The sequence below is a fragment of the Enterobacter sp. Ag1 genome, assembly GCA_000277545.1.
In the GTDB taxonomy this organism is placed as follows: Bacteria; Pseudomonadota; Gammaproteobacteria; order Enterobacterales; family Enterobacteriaceae; genus Cedecea.
In genome coordinates, this window is record AKXM01000015.1 from 32,080 (window position 1) to 54,647 (window position 22,568).

Sequence of the window (22,568 nt, forward strand, 5' to 3'; positions counted from 1 at the left end):
CTTTCACGCCGGAGAACAATCGTTTTCCGGTGGTCTCCCTGGTCTGTCGATATCCCCCTGTCCTGAACGCTCATTTTGTGATCGAGTTAAAGCAAATCGCCTTCGCTCGTTTTATTTAGTAAAAATTTTACTAAAATTAAGCGTAATTATTTAGTCAGTACAGGGAGGCGAGATGAATCGCTGGGAAAATCTGCAACTTACTCATGAAAACAGGCTGCCGCCGCGCGCCTATTTCTTCGCTTATGATTCACTGGCGAAGGCCCGCTCGTTTGTACGTGAAAACAGTAGCCACTTTTTGTCCCTTAGCGGGCAGTGGAACTTCCGTTTCTTTACTAATCCGCTCTTAGTTCCAGAGGCATTTAGCACAGAGTTGATGGCGGAGTGGGGCACGATTACCGTGCCGGGAATGTGGCAGATGGAAGGCCACGGCCAGCTGCAGTACACCGACGAAGGTTTTCCTTTCCCTATTGATGTGCCGTTTGTGCCGAGCGATAACCCAACGGGGGCGTACCAGCGGATGTTTACGCTGGGCGAAAACTGGCAGGATAAACAAACGATTATCAAATTTGATGGCGTAGAAACTTACTTTGAAGTCTACGTGAATGGCCGGTACGTTGGGTTCAGCAAAGGGAGCCGCCTGACGGCCGAGTTTGATATCAGCGCGGCGGTGAAAACCGGCGATAACCTGCTGGCTGTCCGCGTCATGCAGTGGGCGGACTCGACCTATATTGAAGACCAGGACATGTGGTGGACGGCGGGGATTTTCCGCGATGTTTACCTGGTTGGGAAGCATCCCCTGCATGTTCAGGATTTCACGCTGCGTACCGATTTCAGCGACGACTACCGCAACGCGACCCTTGCCTGCCAGTTGATGCTGGAAAACCTCACAACCCAGGCTGCAGGAGCCACGCTGGAATACACCTTGTTTGATGGCGACACCGCGCTTTATCGCGGGGTGAAAGAGCATTTAACGGTTGATCGGCAGCTCAATATCGACTTTTCGATTGACGTCAAAGCACCTCAGCAGTGGTCGGCGGAAAATCCTTATCTTTACCAACTGGTGATAACGCTCAAAAATGCGATGGGTGAGGTGCTGGAAATCATTCCCCAGCGCGTGGGATTCCGCGATATCAAGGTGCGCGATGGCCTTTTCTACATCAACAATCACTATGTGATGCTGCACGGCGTTAACCGCCACGACAATGATCACCTCAAAGGCCGGGCCGTGGGGATGGATCGCGTTGAAAAAGACCTGCAGCTAATGAAGCAGTACAACATCAACTCAGTGCGAACGGCACATTATCCAAACGATCCACGTTTCTATGAGCTGTGTGACATCTATGGCCTGTTCGTCATGGCGGAAACGGATGTGGAATCGCACGGTTTTGCCAACGTCGGTGACCTGAGCCGCATCACGGACGACCCCGCCTGGGAGCACATCTACGTAGAGCGCATTGTGCGTCACGTCCATGCCCAGAAGAACCACCCGTCGATCATCATCTGGTCACTGGGAAATGAATCTGGCTACGGCTGCAATATCCGCGCGATGTATCGCGCCACAAAGGCGCTGGATGACACCCGGCTTGTGCATTACGAAGAAGATCGTGATGCGGAGGTCGTCGATATTATCTCGACCATGTATACCCGCGTTCCGCTGATGAATGAGTTTGGCGAATATCCCCATGCCAAACCACGCATTATCTGTGAATACGCCCACGCCATGGGCAACGGGCCCGGTGGGTTAACGGAGTACCAGAACGTCTTTTATCAGCACGAAAGTATCCAGGGGCATTACGTCTGGGAATGGTGCGATCATGGTATCCAGGCCACCGATGAAACTGGCGCGGTGCGGTACAACTACGGCGGTGACTATGGGGATTACCCTAACAACTATAACTTCTGCCTGGACGGGCTGATTTTCTCCGATCAAACGCCCGGGCCGGGGCTGCAGGAATACAAACAGGTTATTGCGCCGGTTAAAGTCCGGGCCGAAGATCTTCCGCGCGGCTTGCTGCACGTTGAAAATAAACTGTGGTTCTCAAGCCTGGACGATTACACCCTGAACGTCGAAGTGCGCGCCGAAGGCCAGACACTTTCCAGCCAGCGGCTAAAAGTTGAGGGGCTGGCGGCCAACAGCGGCCGCGATGTAGCCATAACATTGCCGGCGCTCGACGAACGCGAAACCTTCGTCAATATCACCGTGACCAAAGACTGCCGCACGCTCTATAGCGAAGCCAACCACCCGATTGCGGTTTATCAGTTCCCGTTAAAAGCGAGCACGTTGGCAAAAGTACCGCACTGCAATACCAGCGCGACGCCGCTGCAAATCGTTGATGACCGCCTGAGCTATCGTGTCATCGGCCACAATTTCCAGGCTGTGTTCTCAAAAGTCAGCGGCAAGCTTACGGCGTGGCTGGTCAATGGGGTCGAACAGGTGACGCGTGAGCCGAAGATTAACTTCTTCAAGCCCATGATAGATAACCACAAGCAGGAGTTCGAGGGGCTGTGGCAGCCGGCACATTTGCCGATTATGCAGGAGCATTTACGCGGATTCAGCGCTGAAATGCACGGCGATGCCGTGACGATCGTTACGCAGACTATCATCGCCCCGCCGGTGTTTGATTTTGGTATGCGCTGTACCTACCGCTGGCAGGTCACCCCGCAAGGGCATATCAACGTCGAAGTGCAGGGCGAGCGCTACGGTGATTACCCGCATATCGTGCCGTGCATTGGCTTTACGTTAGGGATTAACGGCGCCTTTGAACAGGTGGATTATTACGGCCGTGGCCCGGGCGAGAACTACGCCGACAGCCAGCAAAGCAACATCATTGACCTCTGGCATACCACCGTGGACGACATGTTCGTCAATTATCCCTTCCCACAGAATAACGGCAATCGCCAGCACGTGCGCTGGGCTTCATTGACCGATCGCCACGGCAGCGGCCTGCTGGTTGTGCCGCGCCAGCCTATCAACCTCAGTGCCTGGCATTACACCGCTGAAAATCTGCATGCCGCGCAGCACTGCAATGCGCTGCAGCGCAGCGACGACATCACGCTAAACCTTGACGTTCAACTGCTCGGACTCGGCTCCAACTCGTGGGGAAGCGAGGTGCTGGACAGCTGGCGCGTGTGGCTCCACGCCTTCAGCTACGGTTTTACGCTGTTGCCGCTGGAAGGCGGGCGTAACACCTCGCAGGCGCTGGTTAATCACGATTTCGGCGCAGATTTCTTTTCTCCTGTTTCACATAGCGAGGCTGAACAATGAGAGTTCTCGAGAATTTAGAACAGTTTAAGCAGATCTATCACAGCGGCCGGAAGTGGCAGCGCTGCGTGGAAGCTATCAATAACGTCGACAACATTCGTCCCGGCGTGGCCCATTCCATTGGTGATTCCCTCTCATACCGGGTGAGTACCGACAGCTGCACCGACGCGCTGTTTGTGGGGAGTCGTCGCTATTTTGACGTGCACTACTACCTGCAGGGTCGGCAAAAAATTGAGTTTGCGCCGAAAGAGCAGTTGAAAACGGTGGCCTGCTACCGGGACGAAACCGACCGGGAATACCTGAAAGGCATCGGCGACATCGTGACGGTGACCGAAGGGCAGATGGTGATCTGCGACCCCGAGGAAGCTTACCGTTTCATCAGCGATGAGTGGGTAAAAAAAGTGGTCCTCAGAGTCACGATTGAAGACGGCTATTTCCTTAATAAATAACGCCAGTTTCGATGCGTACCACGGCCAGCGGTATACTCCGCTGGTCTTCCCTGTACCCTCCCCATGACGGGGATGTGAATTTTCGGAGGACGTATGTCCACATCCATTCGGGCAAAAATAGGCAAGTTTGCCCTGCTGTCGATGGCGTTTACGGCGGTCTTTAACGTACGAAACATCGTCAATAACAACATTGAGTTAGGCCTAAGCTCGGCGCCGATTTTCTTATTTGCGACGGTGGTGTACTTCATTCCCTTCGTCTTTATCATCGCCGAATTTGTTTCGGCGAATAAAAATTCTGAATCAGGCATGTACGCCTGGCTGAAACAGCCGCTGGGCACGCGGGCGGCCTATCTGGGGTCGTTTCTTTACTGGTTTGTGAACCTGTTCTTTTTCCTGTCGCTGCTGCCAAACGTGGTGGCCTATGCCTCCTACGCCATCATGGGCTACGCCATTCCGTTCTCACCGATGATCACGTCGTTGATTTCGATTGTGCTGTTTGCGATGGCGACGCATATCTCGACCAAAGGGGCGACGTGGCTGGGGAAAATCTCAGAGTGCGTGGCCTATGGTGTCTTTGCGCTGTTTGCTATCTACGTGGTCGGGGCATTAACGGCGTTGGGCAGCGGGCACGTTCCTGCGCAGCCGATCACGCTGGAAGCGATGGCACCAACCATCAACTGGGCCACCTTGGGCATTATGTGCTGGATTTTTCAGGCGGCAGGCGGGGCAGAAACCGTTGCGGCGTATCTGAATGACACCAAAGGGGGCCAGAAATCCTTCATCAAAGTGATCATTACCGCCGGAGTGCTGATTGGCGGCATGTACGCGCTGGGCTCGCTGTTGGTGAACGTTTTTGTCGCGCGGGAAGATCTCACCTATGCGGCCGGTATGGTAGAAATCTTCACCGGCCTGGGCGCATATTTCCATGTTTCTGAAGCATTAATGGGGCGATTTGTCGGCATTATTCTGTTTATTGCCATTTTCGGCAGCATGATGATGTGGACCGCCGCGCCGGTCAAAATCCATTTCTCGGAAATTCCGGAAGGCATTTATGGCAAGAAAACCACTGAGCTGAATGAGCACGGCGTGCCGGTACGGGCGGCCTGGTGGCAGTTTGTCTTCGTACTGTTAATGCTTATCGTCAACGGTTTTGGCTCCGCCAGCGTCCAGCAAATGATGAACACGGCCATTAACCTGACGGCGGGCACGGCCATGCTGCCGCCAATATTTATTATGGCAGCTTACTTTGTCTTCCGTTGGAAACACGATGACACGCCGCGAGATTTCCGTATGGGGTCAAGAAAAGTGGGGATGGGCGTTGTCTCCATGCTGATGCTGATCTTTGTCGTCAGCATGACCGCCTCGGCATTCCCACCGGGGGTCGATCTGGTCAACGCATTCTTTATTAACGTCTTTATGACGGCAGTATTCTCGGGCCTGGCCTGGTGGTGGATCAGTCGCTTTGAGAATAAACAGAAGGCAAAGCGGCAGAGCAGCCCGGATTTCGCCTCCCGACCATCGAAATAATTCCGCCCCTGGCCAGCCGTTTTGCGGCTGGCTAAGCCTTCACCCTCCCGCCATTTTCGCGATGGGGTTAAAGCAAACTGGTTTTTTGTTTTTTACTAAATTTTTACCAAAATAAATTCTAAAAATTAACGTCCTCTTCCCTACAAAAGAACGCAGCCCTGAAGACTGCGTGGAGATGTGTTATGTCTGAGACGAAGCGTAATACTATCGGTAAATTCGGTCTGCTCTCCCTGACGTTCGCGGCCGTGTACAGTTTTAATAACGTCATTAATAACAATATCGAGCTTGGGTTAGCGTCGGCGCCGATGTTTTTCCTGGCCACGCTGCTTTATTTCATTCCGTTCTGTTTAATCATCGCCGAGTTTGTTTCGCTGAATAAAAACTCGGAGGCCGGGGTTTATGCCTGGGTTAAAAGCGCGCTGGGGGGCCGCTGGGCTTTTATTACGGCCTACACTTACTGGTTTGTTAACCTGTTCTTTTTCACTTCTCTGCTGCCGCGCGTTATCGCCTATGCATCCTACGCGTTCCTCGGGTATGAATACATGCTGACGCCGGTCGCCACCACGGTGCTGAGCATGGCGCTGTTCGCCTTATCAACGTGGGTTTCAACCAATGGGGCAAAAATGCTGGGGCCAATCACCTCGGTGACATCTTCCCTGATGCTACTGCTGACGCTCTCCTATGTCTTATTGTCAGGGGCGGCGCTGGTGGGCGGTATTCAACCGGCAGACCCCATCTCCGTAGAGGCGATGATTCCCAACTTTAACTGGGCATTTCTTGGGATCACAACCTGGATATTTATGGCGGCGGGCGGGGCCGAATCGGTGGCCGTGTACGTCAACGACGTGAAAGGCGGGTCTAAATCCTTTGTGAAAGTGATAATCCTGGCCGGAATATTTATCGGCGTACTGTATTCCGTCTCCTCGGTGCTGATTAATGTTTTTATCAGCAGTAAAGAGCTGAAATTTACCGGGGGATCGGTACAGGTTTTCCACGGCATGGCGGTCTATTTCGGTCTCCCGGAAATCGTGGTCAACCGCTTCGTGGGCCTGGTGTCATTTACCGCGATGTTTGGGTCGCTGCTGATGTGGACGGCAACGCCGGTGAAAATCTTCTTCTCGGAAATCCCCGGCGGTATTTTTGGTGAAAAAACCGTGGCGCTAAATAAAAACGGCGTGCCCGCGCGTGCCGCCTGGATTCAGTTCCTGATTGTGATCCCGCTGATGATTATCCCCATGCTGGGCTCCAGCACCGTCCAGGATTTAATGAACACCATAATCAACATGACAGCCGCTGCTTCCATGTTACCCCCGCTGTTCATCATGCTGGCGTATCTCAATTTACGCCGTAAATACGATCATCTGCCGCGTGATTTTAAAATGGGATCGCAGAGAACCGGCATGGCCATCGTCTCAATGCTCATTGCGATTTTCACCGTCGGTTTTATCGCCTCCACGTTCCCAACCGGCGGCAATATATTGACGATCGTTTTCTATAACGTGGGGGGAATAGTGATTTTCCTGGGCTTCGCATGGTGGAAATACAACAGATACATCAAAGGATTAACTACAGAAGAGCAAGTAAGGGAAGCCAGGCCGGTGGTGCATACGGTCTGATCTCAACGGCACGTCATCGCAGACGCTGGTTTCCATAAAGGCTGGATGCCCCCGGCCAGAATAGCCGGGGGCGGTTTGAAATACTGGGTCGGAACATCATTAATCAAAACTGACAAACCGGCAGGGCAAACAAAACGGCAACCGCCCGGCCGAAGGCTCAGTAATAGCAACGACTTTACCGGCAAGTAACTTCATAACGTTCCCCATTTCATTCATGAAATTCCGAATCTCAATATGAATCTTTCTGTTAATTTTCCTGATGTGTGTCGTCGGATGATTTCAACGGGTTATCCGTAAGCCTGTGTTCGGGTTGTGCAATAAAAACCCTGGTTCTTGCTTTTTAATTCAATGCCGGGTGGGTAAGAATGGAAACGTCTCACTCTCCTTCAGAACGGAAACATATAGGTTGCTCTAAGAGGAAAATTTTCGCCTTAAATAGGGGGGCAGGCTTGAGCCTTAACAAGGCCATGCAGCAGGACGTTCTGGCAAAAAAGAATGGACAATGCGGTGGTGGCGTTGTTTCACAGTGACTTGCAACAAGGGAGCCTGAACGATAATGGGGCAGAGAAAAAAAAGAATTCAGTAGAGGTGTGTTGACGTCAAAATGGTACGCCCTACAGGGTTCGAACCTGTGACCTACGGCTTAGAAGGCCGTTGCTCTATCCAGCTGAGCTAAGGGCGCACGGAGTAATGCAGAGAAACATTACGGTTTGATGCGGGGTGGATTATACGGTCAGCACCTCTTGAGTCAATGGCTTTTCAACCACCTGCGCGACAAATGAGCATAAACCTACATCAGTGCCTGACAGCGGGCCGCGCATCTGACAAAATAGCAGCAACCCCCTTCCTTTAAGTTTACAGATGGAATTCTCTCTCTGATGGCAGCAAAGATTATTGACGGTAAAACGATTGCGCAGCAGGTCCGGCTTGAAGTTGCTGAAAAAGTAAAAGCCCGAGTTGCCGCAGGAAAACGTGCCCCTGGTCTGGCCGTTGTATTGGTGGGAGCGAACCCTGCGTCCCAGATTTATGTCGCGAACAAACGCAAAGCCTGCGAAGAGGTTGGTTTTGTCTCCCGCTCTTATGATTTGCCGGAAACCACCAGCGAAGCGGAGCTGTTAGGGCTGATCGATGCGCTAAACGCGGACGCCGAGATTGACGGCATTCTGGTACAGCTGCCGCTGCCTGCCGGGATCGATAACGTCAAAGTGCTTGAGCGTATCGACCCGGACAAAGACGTGGATGGCTTCCATCCATACAACATTGGCCGCCTGTGCCAGCGTGCGCCGCGCCTGCGTCCATGTACCCCGCGCGGTATCGTGACGCTGCTTGAGCGCTACAACATCGACACCTACGGCCTGAACGCGGTCATCATTGGCGCGTCCAACATCGTGGGTCGCCCGATGAGCATGGAACTGCTGCTGGCCGGTTGCACCACGACCGTAACGCACCGTTTCACCAAAAACCTCCGCCAGCACGTTGAGAACGCCGACCTGGTGATTGTCGCCGTGGGCAAACCTGGCTTTATTCCGGGTGAATGGATTAAAGAAGGCGCTATTGTGGTGGACGTCGGCATCAACCGTCTGGAAAGCGGGAAAGTGGTCGGGGACGTAATTTATGATGAAGCAGCCGCCAAAGCCTCGTATATTACGCCGGTTCCGGGTGGCGTAGGCCCAATGACGGTTGCCACCCTAATTCAGAATACCTTGCAGGCCTGCGAGGAATATCATGATGTTGATGGAGAGTAATAATGGCGACCTTCTCATTAGGTAAACACCCTCACGTTGAACTGTGCGACTTGCTCAAGCTGGAAGGCTGGTGTGAAAGCGGCGCGCAGGCAAAAGCGGTGATTGCCGAAGGCCTCGTGAAGGTGGACGGTGAAGTTGAAACCCGCAAGCGCTGCAAAATTGTGGCGGGGCAGACCGTCGTCTTTGAGAGCCTGAGCATTACCGTTCAGCCTTAATCGCGCGCGCCCTTTTCAGAACGAAAAGGGCTGGCATCAACTCTCCTTGCCGTTTGGGTGAAGGAGAGTTGCAGAGCCTTTCCCGCCTCAGAACCAAATTACCTTATCAATACCAGGCTTAAAAACCTGCGTCACTTCAAATATTCGATAACAATATGGCAACAGCGCAGAATTCAGTTGCGGGGCAAAAACCGTTTCGGCACTCTAGGTAGAACGTTCTACTAGAACGTTCTACCTATCATAAAAACGCGTGAACAGACAAAACGCGGTTACTGCGTCTGCACCGGGGGAAACGTCCATGAGTCTGTTGTCCAGTGTTGTTAAATCGTTATCAAAGCTTTCCATGATTGGCCGTGCGTTAATGCTGCCTATCTCTCTGCTGCCTGCCGCAGGTTTACTGCTGGCGTTCGGCGATAAGTTTCACTTACCGCTGATGATGAATGCGGGCGGGGTTATCTTCGATAACCTGCCAATGCTGTTTGCCATCGGTTCTGCCGTGGGTCTTGCTGCAGAATCGGGTATTGCCGCGCTGTCGGCGGCGGTGTCGGTGTTTATCATCAACATTACCATTGGCACCGTCATGCACATCACGCCGGAAATGGCCTCTGCGGGCGGGAAATATGCCATGGTGGTCGGCATCCCGACGCTGCAAATGGGCGTTTTTGGCGGGCTAATCTCCGGTATCCTGGCGGCGTGGTGCTACAACAAATTCCACACCATGCAATTGCCGGAATTCCTCGGCTTCTTCTCCGGCAAGCGTTTTGTCGCCATCGCGACGGCGTTTCTCTCCTTCCTGTTGGGGATGGTGCTGCCGTGGGTGTGGTCGTACATTCAGTCCGGTATTGATGCGCTGTCGGTGGTGGTTAACGGGGATAATCAGGCCGCATCAACCTTTATCTTCGGGCTGGTTGAGCGCGCTTTAATCCCGCTGGGCCTGCACCACATCTGGTATCCGTCCTTCTGGTACTCCTTCGGGGAATACACCACTCATACAGGGCAGGTGATTCACGGCGACCAGACGATTTGGTTCAAAATGCTGGAAGAGGGCGTGAAGTCCTTCAGCAGCGACAGCTACCAGAATGCGGGTAAATTCATGCAGGGCGAGTTCCCGCTGATGCTGTTCGCGCTGCCTGCGGCCTGTCTGGCGATGTACCATGAAGCCAACACCAAGAATAAGAAAATTGCCTCCGGTATTCTGTTCTCCGCGGCGCTGACCTGCTTCCTCACCGGGATCACCGAGCCCGTTGAGTTCACCTTCATCTTCGTGGCTCCGATTCTGTATGTGTTCAACGCGGTGATGGCCGGCCTGTCTTATATGTGCATGTACCTGCTGCATGCCCATATCGCCAAATCGTTCTCCGCCGGGATGATCGACTACATCTCCTTCGGGATCCTGCCGTCGTTCAACGGCTACCAGACTAACTTCCTGATGGCGGTGGTCGTGGGCGTGCCGATGGCGCTGATTTACTACTTCACTTTCCGCTTCGTGATTCGCCGTTTCGACGTGAAAACGCCGGGCCGTACCGAAGTCACCGCTAACGCGGGAGACAAAACCGACACCGAACTGGCGGGCGATATCATCGGCCTGCTGGGCGGGGCACCAAACATCAACTCTGTGGGCTCCTGCATTACCCGCCTGCGCCTTGAAGTGGACGACAGTTCGATGGTCGACAAGGACGGCCTGAACAGCCTGGGCGCTCGCGGCGTGGTATTCGTCGGCGATTCGGGTATCCAGGTCATATTTGGTGCCAGAGCGCAATTTATTGCACAGACAATGTCGACGATGATCGGTAAATAATGTAATACCTTTCGGCCTCCTGTATGTTTCAGGGGGCTGAAATTTATGGATGTGCGGTTACAGGGGTGGAATGAAAAAGGTCAACATCATTGATGTCGCTGAGCTTGCGGGCGTATCGGTTTCGACGGTTTCGCTGGTGCTTCGCCAGAAGGGCAAGATCTCTGAGGCGACCATTGATAAGGTCAATGCCGCTATCAAGGAACTCGGCTATGTGCATAACGTTGCCGCCGCCAACCTTCGTTCCAGCACCTCTAACCTGATTGGCCTGATTATTCGTGACTTTAACAACTCTTTCTCCGTCAACGTCACCGCGAGCGTTGTTCAGCAGCTCGAAAAACAAGGCTACATGGTGTTTCTTGGCCAGCCGCGCGACGGAGAGCAACAGCTGCGCAACTGTCTGACCTCGTTTAGCCAGCAGGGCGTAGCCGGGGTCATTTATCTGGCCGCCGACTGCCACTCCGCTGAGGTTCCCCAGGCCATTACCGACTGCCCGCTGCCCACGGTGGTTATCTCTGAATCAACCATTACCAGCACCCGTGATGTGATTGGGCGGGATAATCGTCAGGCCGGTAACCAGGCCACGCGTTTTCTCATTGAGCGCGGCCACCGCAATATTGCCTGGCTGGGAGGCACAAAAAGCTGTCTCATCCGCGCCGAGCGGCTGTCTGGCTACCGCAGCGCCCTGCAGCAGTATGGCTTGCCGTTCAGAGAAGAGTGGGCGCCGGAATGTGCGGACGACACATCGGCTTCGGCTTTTGCCACGCGCCTGATGCTGGAAAAGAGCAACCAAATTACCGCCATGCTGTGTCATTCTCCGGCGGCGATCATTGGCGCCATCACCGGTATTCAGCAAGTGGGTCGTACCGTTGGGAAAGACGTTTTCTTAACGCAGCAGGTCTCGCTGATTGGTTTTGAGGATATGATGTACATTAATCTGACCTCGCCGAGCTTTACCTATGTTTCTGCCTCCAGTGAAGAGACCGGGCGACAAGCCGCCGCATTAATTGTCAGCAAAATTAAACAGCCGGAACTTCCTGCCCAGAGAATTATCATTTCTGGTGAACTGGTGCCGCGCGAATCTGCATAACGGGAAGTATATTATCCGTCCGTTATTATTATGCTATTAATCCCTTCCACCCACATTAATGGCATATTATTAACGCATTATTTTCATTTTTATTTCAATTAATCATGAAATCAGCCTGAGATTGCAAACCGCATATATTCTGGTCAGAATAGTCGCTTCTCTTTCAGAATTTTCTCTTAAATATGCTCAAGCGAATTCTTCTCTCTCTATTATTAATGCTGGGTTTTTATACCGGAAACGCGCTGGCGGTTGATTGCCAGCGAGCGGCCAGGCCGCTGGAAAACACCATCTGCAATAACGACACCCTGCACTGGCTGGACAGCACGATGGGCGCCATTTATCGCTCTATGCTGGTGAAGGGTAATGGCGCGCAGGTGCATAAAGACTATCTGGAGTGGGAAAAATCGCTTGAAAACTGTACCACCGACGGCTGTATTGAACGAGCCTACTATGAAGGCATCAGCCGAATTTCCGGGGTGAAAGAGGGCTTTGACTGGCAGGGTACATGGTGGAACATCACGGCAGCTAATCGAAGCGGGGGCAAATTAACCTTTAGCCGTAATGCAGAATGGTCATTAACCCTTGATATCAGAGCCTGGGCTGGCATAAACCATGACGACTTCACCGCTGAGGCCCAGAAAATATACGGCATGGTGATAGTGGAGAAAGTACAAAGCACCAGTAACTGTAAACTGCTGCTTATCCCGAGGCAGAATGGCTCAATCCAGGTGCACAGTAATGGCGAATGGGGCTGTAAATTGTCGATGCCGGTGGGGGTATTTGTTGACGGACGCTATGTGAAAAGCGCCAAGGACCCACGTCCGAAAGCCACGTTGCTGTCCATTGGTATATTCCCGGATGTTGAAACCGACAATCGCTTCAGAGAGATGGTGGGCAATGACTACCAGAATTTTGTGGATGCCGCAAATGTCTATATCTATCAGGATGATATAGATAATATTGGCGCGAAGGTGATTGCCATGTGGGTACGTGGTGAAGCCAATCGCCATACGGCAATTATCATGTACACCCCGGAAGGTAAAATGTGGGCGGCGCGAACGTCGCCGGGTAAAAAAGGGGGGCAGGAAGCCAAGTTTTACCGCTCGAAGAGCAATGAGGCAGACCCGCTGCCGCGCACTATCCGGGGCTGGAAGCTGCGGTTTTTAGATAAGTAGCTTTGCTCAAGCCGCCACTTCTTTCAAACTTAACGTCGCTTCAGGTCGTTACCCTCACCCTAACCCTCTCCCTGGAAGGGAGAGGGGATAAACAATGTTTCCCGTAGCTTTTGTTTCCCCCCTCTCCCCTATGGGGAGAGGGCCGGGGTGAGGGGGAAATCACGCCAATGTCCCGACAATCTTCAAATCACTGTCGTCCGGCACCTCGTTATAAGACAACACATGCAGCCCGGTGCTAAACAGGCGGCCATAGCGCGCCAGAATCGGGCGAAGCTGTGGGGTAACCAGCAGCAAAGGCGGCAGGCTTTTCGCCCTCATCTGCTCGTAAATCATCGGCATGGTATTTTGCAGCTGCGACAGAATATTGGGGTCAACCGGGAAGCTGTCCAGTGCCACTTTCCCGGCCTGTTGGGCCTGATTCAGGGCGTTCAGCAGCAGGTTTTCCAGCTCGTTATCCATGGTGTAGGCGGCAAGCTGACCGCGGTCGCCGTTGATGTTATGCAAAATAGCGCGCCGCAGGGCGTAACGCACATCGGCACACAGCAGCTGCGGATCTTTGGTCACCGCGGCGCTTTCCAGCAGCGTGGCGGCAATGGTGACAATGTCTTTCAGCGACACCTGTTCCAGCAGAAGCTGCCGGTACACTTTCAGCAACTGGCTGAAATTCAGCGCAGCATTTAAGTCTTCCGCAAGCTTGGGAGCCTGCAGCGCCAGGCGCGCATGGAGATGCGTGATATCGTCATAATTAAACAGATCGGGCAAATGCTGGCGCGCCACTTTGTTGACGTGCGTGGCCACCACGCTGGCGCAATCCACCACCTGATAGCCAAGATTTAACGCCCGCGCTTTTTGGTCGGGATCAATCCAGACGATAGCCATGCCGTAAGCCGGATCGGTATCCAGCACGCCGTCAATCTCGCCGTACAGTTCGCTGCCGGGGATCGCCATCAGTTTTTCCGAGTTAACTTCCCCCAGCGCCACTCGAATACCATTGATGTGGATGGCGTACTGGGCGGGTTTGAGGCGGAAGTTCTCACGGATGCGGATCTCTGGCAACAGCACGCCGCAGGTCTCAGAGATAACCTGTCGCGCCCCGCGAATACGCTGCGAAAGCGGGCTGCCTTTGGCGGTATCCACCAGCGAAACCAGCTTGTAGCCAAGGTTCAGACCAATCGGCTCGACCAGCGGAATGCTGTCCCAACTGACGGTAGGTTCCGTGTCGGGGCTGAGCGCCTCCTGAATCGCCAGAATGTCATCATCCTGCTGCTGCGCAGGCTGTACCACTTTGCTCTGCCGCCAGGCGGCAAACAGCAGCAGAGCGGTAAAGCTCAGGAAGGCGATATGCGGCATACCCGGCACGATGGCCAGAATAAACATCACGAACGCAGCGGTATAAAGTACGTTCGGGCGGGCGAGCAATTGCGTTTTAATTTCGTGGCTAACGTCGGCGTCGTCGCTTACTCGGGTCACGATAATAGCGGCCGCAGTCGCCAGCAGCAGGGATGGGATCTGCGCGACCAGGCCATCACCAATCGTCAGCAACACGTACTGCTGGAAGGCGTGGCTGGCATCAAGATCGTATTTAAAAATACCAATACAAATCCCGCCGATCACGTTGATGATAAGCACCATGATCCCGGCAATGGCGTCGCCGCGCACGAACTTTGAGGCCCCGTCCATCGCGCCGTAGAAATCGGCTTCGTTGGCAACGTCTTTACGCCGGGTTTTGGCCTGTTGCTGATTGATTAATCCGGCATTCAGGTCGGCATCGATCGCCATCTGTTTGCCGGGCAGGGCGTCAAGGGTAAAGCGGGCGGACACTTCAGAAATACGTTCTGCGCCTTTGGTGACCACCACGAAGTTAATTATGGGGGCGGTCACCGAAGAAGAGCGGAAAGAGATTGTCTCTTTGCTTAACAGCGACTCGCTGTTTGACGGCATGTCCGGGATGCCGATTACCCAGCTAAACGGCTCCGGAGGCAGCGTTACTGTTCTGGCCGGGAAGCCAAAGCCGGATGATGCCAGCCAGGCTATTCAGCAGGATGTTGCTGCGCTACAGGCATTGACCAATGCGGCAAGCCAGGGGGAAAGTCTGGAAGACGTGAACCGCCGCTCAGAGCAGGAAATTGAAGATTTGGCCCGGGTGATCATGAAGATCACTTCAGCCTATGAGGCGCAGTCTAATCTGCAAATCGAGATCGTGCCGCAGGGGCTGCGTATTCTGGTGCAGGATGATCAAAAACGAGAAATGTTCCAGCGCAGCAGCGCCATTCTGACTCCCTTTTTTAACCGCCTGCTGACGGAGTTTGCTACGGCGCTGAACGCCATTGACAACAAAATTATTATTACCGGACACACCGATGCGACGCGTTTTCGTGACCAGGAGCTTTACAACAACTGGAACCTTTCCGGCGAGCGTGCCATGCAGGCGCGCAAAGCGCTGGCGAAGGGCGGGCTGGATACCGGAAAAGTGCTGCAGGTTAGCGGGATGGCTGACCAGATGTTGCTCGATCCTGACCATCCGCTCAGTTCGGCCAACCGCCGTATTGAAATCATGGTGTTGACCCATTCCGCTAGCGCTTCGCTGTATCAATTCTTTGGTCAGCATGGCGAAAAAGTGCTTAAGCCGCTGGCCGAGCGCGTGGCGCAGCAGCCCTCCGCGGCACGCTAAGTTTTCAGGTATTTGTGTTGCTTAAGTCTATTTCCACCTCAATTGTCTCCACTTTTTCGCCTGCGTCCGAACTCTCCCGGCGTAGGGCGGGATTTTTTTTTCTGCTGCTATTCGTCCTGTTTTCGTCCCTGGCCTGGGCTTCACCCGCGAAAAAGTCTAAAGCAAGCGTGAAGCGCACACAGATCGCGCAGCCGCAGAGTAAAGAAGCCCGTGAACGGATGAAAAATCGTGCAAGGCTGCTTACCCGTGCCAAAAATCGCCTTGCAGTTGTCCCGCCTACGCCCGAACAGAAAAAGCGTCAGGCTGCTGAAAAACTGGTCGCTCGTGCCCTGAACCGTGAGCAGCTCGCCATGCACACTCGCTGGCGTCCTGGGCTGATGGGGGGCTCAGAAGGTCTGTGGCCGTTGGCGACCGAAGCGCTTATGGCTGAGATGGTAAGCCCGCGTGTGGAAGCCACTCTCCACAAAGTGATAGCGCGGCTCAAGCAACAGTTGGGCAAACCCTATGTCTGGGGTGGACAGACGCCCGAGCAGGGCTTCGACTGCAGCGGGCTAATCTATTACGCCTATAACAAGCTGCTTAGCCAAAAGCTGCCGCGTACCGCCAACGGTATGTTTCAGGATCGGCGATTAAAACGAATAAGTCAGCGCCAGCTTCAGCGTGGCGATCTGGTGTTTTTCAGTATCAAAAGCCAGGATCGCGCCGATCACGTCGGGGTTTATTTAGGAGAAGGGCAGTTTATCGAGGCGCCCAGAACCGGGCTGAATATCCGCATCAGCCAACTGGCAGACAATTACTGGCAGGATCATTTCCTGGGGGCGAAGCGTATTTTGACCGAGGAGGCTGTTCTGTGAGGTCAGACCCCTCACCCCGGCCCTCTCCCAGAGGGAGAGGGGGAAAATAACAGGGCGGGACAGGACGCAATCTTTCCCCTCTCCCTTTTAGGGAGAGGGTAAGAAGCCGTCCCTCCCGAAAGAGAGACCGCCGCCGCGAATTGAATTAGCGGTGAAATTCACCGGCAGATTCAGGCTGGTAGTGCAAAGCGAGCACTTCAAGGTGAGTCTGACTGCCGTTTGGCAACGTCCAGTTGATACTATCGCCAACCCGCAGGCCGAGCAGCGCGGCACCGACTGGAGCCATAACAGAAAGCTGGTTATCGCTGTCGGTCAGGTTCGCCGGGTAAACCAGCGTGCGTACGTGGACTTCCTGAGTGCTTAAATCGCGAAACTCTACGCGGCTGTTCATGGACACCACATCCGACGGCATCTTCTCCGGGCTGCACATCTCCGCGCGATCCAGTTCGGCGTTGAGCGCCTCTGCCACCGGGGCTTTGGCGTACTGCGGCTGTTCCAGCAGGCGGTCAAGGCGTTCGGCGTCTAGTTCGTTAATGATGATGGCAGGTCTGGACATAGTTCTCTCCGTGTAAAAAAGCAGGGCACTCATGTGCTGAAATCGTACAAAGAAAAACCCCCACCGAAACCGGCGAGGGTTGTTCACGTAGGACCGATGATACTGAGCTTAGCCCGGAGTTGAAAGCGAGATCAGTCACATTTTGACTTCCCCCGATTCCCTTACAGAATCACGCTCCCCAGCGCCGCCAGCAGGAAGGCGATGGTGCCGATCAGCGTTTCCATCACGGTCCAGGTTTTCAGCGTCGTTTTCTCATCCATTTCCAGGAAACGCCCCACCAGCCAGAAGCCGGAGTCATTCACGTGAGACAGGACGGTAGCGCCCCCGGCAATCGCGATAACGATAAAGCACAGGTCAAACTGGCTCAGGCCCGTGGTGGCTTCGACCATCGGTGAGACCAGCGCGGCGGTAGTGGTCAGGGCAACGGTGGCTGACCCTTGAGCAACGCGAAGCGCAGTCGAGATAACAAAGGCGGCAACGATAACCGGCATGCCGGTGTCTGAGAGGACGCCAGCCAGCGCGTCACCAATGCCGCTTGCGCGTAGCACGCCGCCGAACATACCGCCCGCTCCGGTCACCAGGATAATGCCGCAAATCGGGCCGAGTGCGCCGTCACATACCTTTTCAAGATGCTGGCGGCTATGTTTGCCGCTGAAGACCATCAGGGCAAAAAAGACGGTAATCAGCAGTGCAATAGGCGTTTTGCCCAGCATGCGCAAGAAGTTCACCAGCGTATTGTCGGCGCTGACCCAGCCGAGCACAGTGGCGGTGTTGAGGCCGGTATCGAGGAAGATCAGCACCAGCGGCATCAGTAAAATTGTCATGACCATGCCGAATGACGGCGGCTGGTGATTCTGATCCACTTCGACTTTACCGAGGAAAGAGCTCGGCAGAGGAATATCGAATTTCTTCCCGGCATACAGCCCGAAGAGATAGGCCCCGAGATACCAGGTCGGGATGGCGATAATCAGCCCTACCACAACCAGCAGGCCGATGTTCGCCCCCAGCAGTTCGCTGGCGGCCACCGGGCCTGGATGCGGCGGCAGAAGCGCGTGCATCACCGCAAAAGCACCGGCCGCCGGGAGCGCATATTTCAGCGTTGAGCCGCCGAATTGCTTGGCGACGCTGAAGATGATCGGCAGCATCACCACCAGACCCGCGTCAAAGAAGATCGGGAAGCCAAAAAGCAGTGACGCGACGCCAAGGGCAAAAGGTGCCCGGTGAGCGCCAAAGGTCCCAACCAGGGTGTCCGCCAGCACCTTTGCGCCGCCGGAAATTTCCAACAGGCGGCCAATCATGGCGCCGAGCCCAACTAATAAAGCGACGCCTGCCAGGGTGCTGCCAAAGCCACCCAGGATCGTGGGTACAATTTTGTCGAACGGCACGCCTGTGACGAGTGCCACAATGACGCTGACCAGGGTCAGCGCCAGGAAGGCATGTACGCGAAAGCGCATGATCAATACGAGCAGGAGCACGACGGAACAGGCGGCAATACCCAGCAGGCTTCCTGCGCCTAAACTTGTTGTTATTTCGGTCATTTTATTTCCCCAGTGGCAAATTCTCAGATGAATGCACCAAAAGCGTGTTATTGGGTGATGCTGATACCGGTAACATGATATCGGTAACATCCGGTTGCCTGTAAATGAACTCTGTAATGTTTGTTAACATTCTGGGACGAAGTTCAAACAATCAAAATAATCAGTGCGAAAGGTGAGCGGGGGAATTGTTTGGCTGGGAAAAGTCTGACACGCGCCTGACTTACACCATCAGGGAGCGAAATACTGCGGGGGCCACCGTGTAGCACGGGGCCCGGCTGCTTTTAACGAGCAGGGTGTTCCGCTATCGGCAACAAGAGCTCTTTGAGAATTTCATAGCGCTGCTGCGGCGAGAGCCAGATAAACCCCAGCAGTTTTTGCTGGCTGCCTTCACGCTCGAACTGCGCCCTCAGCTGCAGTAAGTACCGTTTTGTTCTGTTCATGGTCACCTCCAGGTTCGTTACCTGAAGGCTATAATCAAAAAACCGGAACAAATAGTGATGCGATTAATTTTTGACTTCAGTATTTATTCTGTCAGTAGCCAACTGCGTCCAGGCGGAAGCTCTTCCCGCAGTTGCCGGGGTGTTTTTGCGGGGCAAAGGAGGCGGTTTGCAGCGGTTGGTTAATCTTGTCTGCCAGCAGGGAGATCTGCATTTCCGTGAGGTAGGCGGGATTACCGTCACAGGTTAGCTTGATAGCATTCACCGCATCGCTGCCCCAGGTTTGCTTCACGGCTTGGTTAAACGCCTTACGCGTCACCACCTGGCCGTAGTGCTGAGCCAGGAACTGGCCAAAAGCGCTGTGTTTCACTTCTCCATTCAGGCGCACCATCGTGCCGAAGTAATCGTCGGGGTTAAAGCCAAAGCAAACGCCGTGCTTGGCGTATTCGTAGCGCTCCAGGCAGGATTGGCCCCCGGCGCCGGGCATCACGCCGGCCAGCTTTGAGGCCATTTCAACGGAAAGCCCGGTATCCGGCGCGGCGCATTTGTTTGAAGCCCTGGCTTCGGCCATATTCGGCACCGGGCGAGTGGCGCAGCCGTAGCGCATCCAGCGTTTTTCATCGACGCCGCGTGACGCGACAGATTTTGGCAGACCGGGCCAGAGGCCGTGAACGGTCAGGAAGGCACTTTTATCCGCCTGTTCCTGCTGGGCTTTACACTCCGCGGGTTCGTTGCGATTGCGGTCGTGCATGCTCTGACAGAAGCCGGTTTGCCAGGAGAGCGCCAGTACGTAGCGATCAAAATCCCCGTACTGGCTGGGCTGCAGGGCGTCGGCAAACGCAAGTGGACTAAGTAAAAGCGGCGTGCAAAGCAGTAAATGTCGCGGTGTGAAATTCATCATTATTCTCTTATCTGTCCTGGAGGCGGGCTTATTATAGGCATAAAAAAAGCGCCTGATGCAGGCGCTTGAAACAATGATGGCTGCGGGTTAGTGAACGATCGCTGCAGCAGGAACCAGAATCTCCGTGGCGATAATCACCACAATAAGACCGACGGCGACCGGCACAGAGGTACGCTTCACCACTTCGAAAGGTGAGATTTTTGCCATCCCGGCAACGGCCACTACCACGCCGGAAACTGGAGAAATGGTGCGGCCCAGGTTGGAAGCCTGCAGCATCGGAATGGTCAGGTATGCCGGGTTAATCCCGGAAGAGTGAGCCAGTTTCGGGATCATTTCGACGAAGGCATAGAACGGTGCGTTACCGGAGCCGGTGGTCATGGCCGCCAGCATGGTCAGCACCACCAGCACCAGCATCAGAATAATGCTTGCGGAACCAAACGAGGTGGCAATAGAGATCAGGCTTTGAATAAAGCCGATGGTGCTTAAGCCCTGGGCAAAAACGCCGGCGGCAACCAGCAGCATCACCACGTTGGCAAAGGCGTCCGCCATGCCGCGATAGCAAACTTCCATCCCGGAGAAGACGTGCTGCGTATTGAAGCTGCGGAAAAACTCAATCAGCGCGGCAATCAGAATACATATCACCAGGATAGTAATGATATGCAGCTGCGGGCCCCATTTGCCGTCGAAAATGAGTACCCCGACAATCGGCGTAAACGGCAGGATGGCGTAGAAAGCGGGCGCGGAAGTCTGAATTTCACTCACGTCCAGCATTTCGTGGTTGATGTGCTCTTTCTTGTCGAGATAGCGCTGCCAGAAGAAATGCGCGATGGCCATGCTGATGATGGCAGCGATGGAGATAGGAATGGTCGTTTTAAAGGCAAAATCGACCAGCGACATTTCAGAAGCCTGAGCGGCCAGCACCACGTCTCCGGACGTTGGAGCCAGAATAATCGCCGCCGGAGAAGCGCAAATGGCTGCGGCAGCTCCGCGGCTGATACCGACATTGACCATGACCGGGAACAGCGTAGCCATTAACAACACCCCAAGCCCGGTTGCGGAAGAGACCGCCAGCGACATCAGGCAGGCGACGAAGTAGGCGGCAATCATCAGTAAGTAAGGCGAGTTGATGAATTTCAGCGGCTTAGAGGCCAGTTTGACCACCACATCGTTGGCGCCGATATGGGTCATGTAGGCGGCAAACCCGCAGAGCATCATGATCATCATGCCAAGATCGCCGCCGCGGCTCATCAGCAGGATTTTGACGTATTCAAAGATGTCTGTGGCGGTGTAGCCGGTGCTTTCCGCGCTGGCGGGCAACACTTTATGCCCCATCAACGCGCTGACGATAAGTAACAATAACCCGCCGACGAACAGCACGCCGGTGGCGGAATAGCCTTTGATGATGTAGCGGGCAACGCCCACAATCACCACGACCCCGATAATAAGTTCCAGAATGGTAAGCATGATATCCCCTGATACGCTAAGGCGCTCTTCGGCGTCCTTACGCTTGCGGCTGTAAGTGGTTTTCTCTCAGAAATTAAAATAGTGATTTTTTACAGGCGACTGTAAAGGGCTAAGAATTTGCCTCAGAACCCGTTTGGAGTTTCTGATAAGCATCAACTTTCGTTGCAACGGATCAACTTTAGGCAAAGCTTTTGTTGGCTGCATTACATTTATCGACGTGGCCGATAAAAAATAAGGCATAAAAATTGTGCGAGTTTTGGCGGTATAACCGGCGATCGGTTATGTAAAAACAATGATTGTTTTGCCTGATTGTTAACGAATGGCTTTTTCGTAAAGCAGTTAAAAAAAACTTTAAAACGCGACAGGCTGCCGCCTATACTGCCGATCTCTTTTATGTCGGGGTTTTTATGCTGCACACCTCCCTCTGGTCGACAAGCCGCTGGCGCTTTATCAGGAAGCATCTTTTGATGCTGCTGTTGGCGTTGGGCTGGTTTTTTGTCAACAGTCAGGTGGCGATAGCATCCTACAATTGCCCGGTTGATATGACCGCTGGCCCCATGGCAGCCCCGCATGCCGACACCATGCAGATGCCTGACAAGGCGATGCAGGCGAAACTCAGTAACCCGCTGTGTGAAAAACACTGCGTGCCTGACGTAATGCAAAAAGACAACGGGCATAGCTCGCTGGTGGCGTTACCGGTTGCAGATACCCTTGCGCTGGTTGAGCCTCAGTGTTCAACGGTCGTTGAATCCGCCCCTTATGTTACCCCTCCCGCAACAGGACCTCCGGCAACCATTCGTTTTTGCCGCTTTAGAGAATAACTCCAGCACCGTCAATGTTTTGGGGCTTTGCCCATTCCCTTTTTGACTGTGTTTTGGAGATAAATCATGTTTAACGCTATTCGTTCTGCTGCGGCCGGTGCGCTGCTTGTTGTTGCCGCTTTCCCTGCTTTTTCCGCTGAAACTTCCCACGATATGTCCTCTATGAAGGGGATGTCTGACATGCCTGGCATGACGATGTCTTCTGATGCGAGTTCGGCGATCAAGGTCTACAAAACCGAAGGCGTGGTGAAGACCATCACCGCCGATAGCGTGTCTATTGCCCATCATCCCGTCGCCGAGCTTGGCTGGCCAGCCATGACGATGACGTTCACTTTGCCGAAAGACGGTTCGCTGCCGGCGTTTAAGGTGGGGGAGAAGATTGCCTTCTCTTTCACCCAGCATGCGGCCGGGTATCAGCTGGCTTCCGCAACCCCGCTTAACTAACCGAGGTT

General features: G+C 54.0%; 18 protein-coding genes, 1 tRNA gene and 1 pseudogene. 13 read left to right on the forward strand and 7 right to left on the reverse strand.

The features are described 5' to 3' along the window. The first annotated feature begins 172 nt into the window (after nt 1-172). The 4 genes from ebgA (at nt 173) to A936_RS06830 (ending at nt 6,854) form a co-directional block, all read left to right on the forward strand. A complete protein-coding gene (ebgA, locus tag A936_RS06815) occupies nt 173-3,265 on the forward strand; it encodes a beta-galactosidase subunit alpha (protein WP_008455979.1) in 3,093 nt (1,030 codons plus the stop codon). After that, complete coding sequence (locus A936_RS06820) at nt 3,262-3,711, forward strand: beta-galactosidase subunit beta (RefSeq protein ID WP_008455981.1); 450 nt, start codon at nt 3,262-3,264, stop codon at nt 3,709-3,711. Before ebgA ends, A936_RS06820 begins: the two co-directional genes overlap by 4 nt. A gap of 93 nt (nt 3,712-3,804) precedes the next feature. Further along, on the forward strand, nt 3,805-5,238 hold the full coding sequence (locus A936_RS06825) for an amino acid permease (protein WP_008455984.1): 1,434 nt from the start codon (nt 3,805-3,807) through the stop codon (nt 5,236-5,238). A gap of 182 nt (nt 5,239-5,420) precedes the next feature. Beyond that, on the forward strand, nt 5,421-6,854 hold the full coding sequence (locus A936_RS06830; RefSeq protein ID WP_008455986.1) for an amino acid permease: 1,434 nt from the start codon (nt 5,421-5,423) through the stop codon (nt 6,852-6,854). Nucleotides 6,855-7,459: 605 nt separating this feature from the next. Here the strand turns inward: A936_RS06830 and A936_RS06835 are convergent. Then, nucleotides 7,460-7,536 (reverse strand) — tRNA-Arg (locus tag A936_RS06835). 196 nt (nt 7,537-7,732) lie between these two features. On the opposite strand from A936_RS06835, the gene folD reads away from it, so the two are divergent. From folD to A936_RS06860, 5 genes are all read left to right on the forward strand, one after another. After that, the gene (gene folD, locus A936_RS06840; RefSeq protein ID WP_008455989.1) at nt 7,733-8,599 is read left to right on the forward strand and encodes a bifunctional methylenetetrahydrofolate dehydrogenase/methenyltetrahydrofolate cyclohydrolase FolD; all 867 of its coding nucleotides are present in this window, start codon (nt 7,733-7,735) and stop codon (nt 8,597-8,599) included. A gap of 2 nt (nt 8,600-8,601) precedes the next feature. Beyond that, nucleotides 8,602-8,814: a ribosome-associated protein YbcJ gene (gene ybcJ, locus A936_RS06845; protein WP_008455991.1), complete on the forward strand. Its 213-nt coding sequence runs from the start codon at nt 8,602-8,604 to the stop codon at nt 8,812-8,814. A 298-nt stretch (nt 8,815-9,112) separates the two neighbouring features. Then, nucleotides 9,113-10,612, forward strand: coding sequence for a PTS transporter subunit EIIC (locus A936_RS06850; protein ID WP_008455993.1), 1,500 nt, complete (start codon nt 9,113-9,115; stop codon nt 10,610-10,612). A gap of 70 nt (nt 10,613-10,682) precedes the next feature. Beyond that, nucleotides 10,683-11,699: a Mal regulon transcriptional regulator MalI gene (malI, locus tag A936_RS06855; RefSeq protein ID WP_008455994.1), complete on the forward strand. Its 1,017-nt coding sequence runs from the start codon at nt 10,683-10,685 to the stop codon at nt 11,697-11,699. Between the two features lie 182 nt (nt 11,700-11,881). Then, complete coding sequence (locus tag A936_RS06860) at nt 11,882-12,874, forward strand: lysozyme inhibitor LprI family protein (protein ID WP_034808137.1); 993 nt, start codon at nt 11,882-11,884, stop codon at nt 12,872-12,874. A gap of 159 nt (nt 12,875-13,033) precedes the next feature. On the opposite strand, the pseudogene A936_RS06865 reads toward A936_RS06860, so the two are convergent. Continuing rightward, nucleotides 13,034-14,743, reverse strand: a pseudogene (locus tag A936_RS06865) (flagellar biosynthesis protein FlhA); the annotation flags it as partial. Between A936_RS06865 and A936_RS06870 the strand changes: the two are divergent. After that, the gene (locus tag A936_RS06870) at nt 14,742-15,545 is read left to right on the forward strand and encodes an OmpA family protein (RefSeq protein ID WP_008456000.1); all 804 of its coding nucleotides are present in this window, start codon (nt 14,742-14,744) and stop codon (nt 15,543-15,545) included. The pseudogene A936_RS06865 and the gene A936_RS06870 sit on opposite strands and share 2 nt — an antisense overlap. Before the next feature lie 17 nt (nt 15,546-15,562). Next, nucleotides 15,563-16,399: a C40 family peptidase gene (locus A936_RS06875; protein ID WP_008456002.1), complete on the forward strand. Its 837-nt coding sequence runs from the start codon at nt 15,563-15,565 to the stop codon at nt 16,397-16,399. Nucleotides 16,400-16,544: 145 nt separating this feature from the next. Here the strand turns inward: A936_RS06875 and rnk are convergent, their stop codons facing one another. The 5 genes from rnk to dcuC form a co-directional block, all read right to left on the reverse strand. Beyond that, entirely contained in the window at nt 16,545-16,955 is a 411-nt protein-coding gene (rnk, locus tag A936_RS06880; RefSeq protein WP_008456004.1) for a nucleoside diphosphate kinase regulator, read from the reverse strand. 161 nt (nt 16,956-17,116) lie between these two features. Beyond that, nucleotides 17,117-18,493, reverse strand: a complete 1,377-nt coding sequence (locus A936_RS06885) for a GntP family permease (RefSeq protein ID WP_008456007.1) — start codon at nt 18,491-18,493, stop codon at nt 17,117-17,119. A 281-nt stretch (nt 18,494-18,774) separates the two neighbouring features. Continuing rightward, nucleotides 18,775-18,933 carry a hypothetical protein gene (locus tag A936_RS23430; protein WP_157141387.1) on the reverse strand — a complete coding sequence of 53 codons (159 nt, stop codon included), beginning with the start codon at nt 18,931-18,933 and terminating at the stop codon, nt 18,775-18,777. Nucleotides 18,934-19,024: 91 nt separating this feature from the next. Then, nucleotides 19,025-19,831, reverse strand: a complete 807-nt coding sequence (gene rna / locus A936_RS06890) for a ribonuclease I (RefSeq protein WP_008456009.1) — start codon at nt 19,829-19,831, stop codon at nt 19,025-19,027. Nucleotides 19,832-19,918: 87 nt separating this feature from the next. After that, nucleotides 19,919-21,295 (reverse strand): anaerobic C4-dicarboxylate transporter DcuC, encoded by a 1,377-nt coding sequence (gene dcuC / locus A936_RS06895; protein ID WP_008456010.1) that lies wholly within the window; start codon nt 21,293-21,295, stop codon nt 19,919-19,921. A 407-nt stretch (nt 21,296-21,702) separates the two neighbouring features. On the opposite strand from dcuC, the gene A936_RS06900 reads away from it, so the two are divergent. Continuing rightward, the gene (locus A936_RS06900) at nt 21,703-22,116 is read left to right on the forward strand and encodes a DUF2946 domain-containing protein (RefSeq protein ID WP_336984883.1); all 414 of its coding nucleotides are present in this window, start codon (nt 21,703-21,705) and stop codon (nt 22,114-22,116) included. 66 nt (nt 22,117-22,182) lie between these two features. Beyond that, a complete protein-coding gene (locus A936_RS06905; RefSeq protein WP_008456014.1) occupies nt 22,183-22,560 on the forward strand; it encodes a copper-binding protein in 378 nt (125 codons plus the stop codon). The last annotated feature ends 8 nt before the right edge of the window (nt 22,561-22,568 follow it).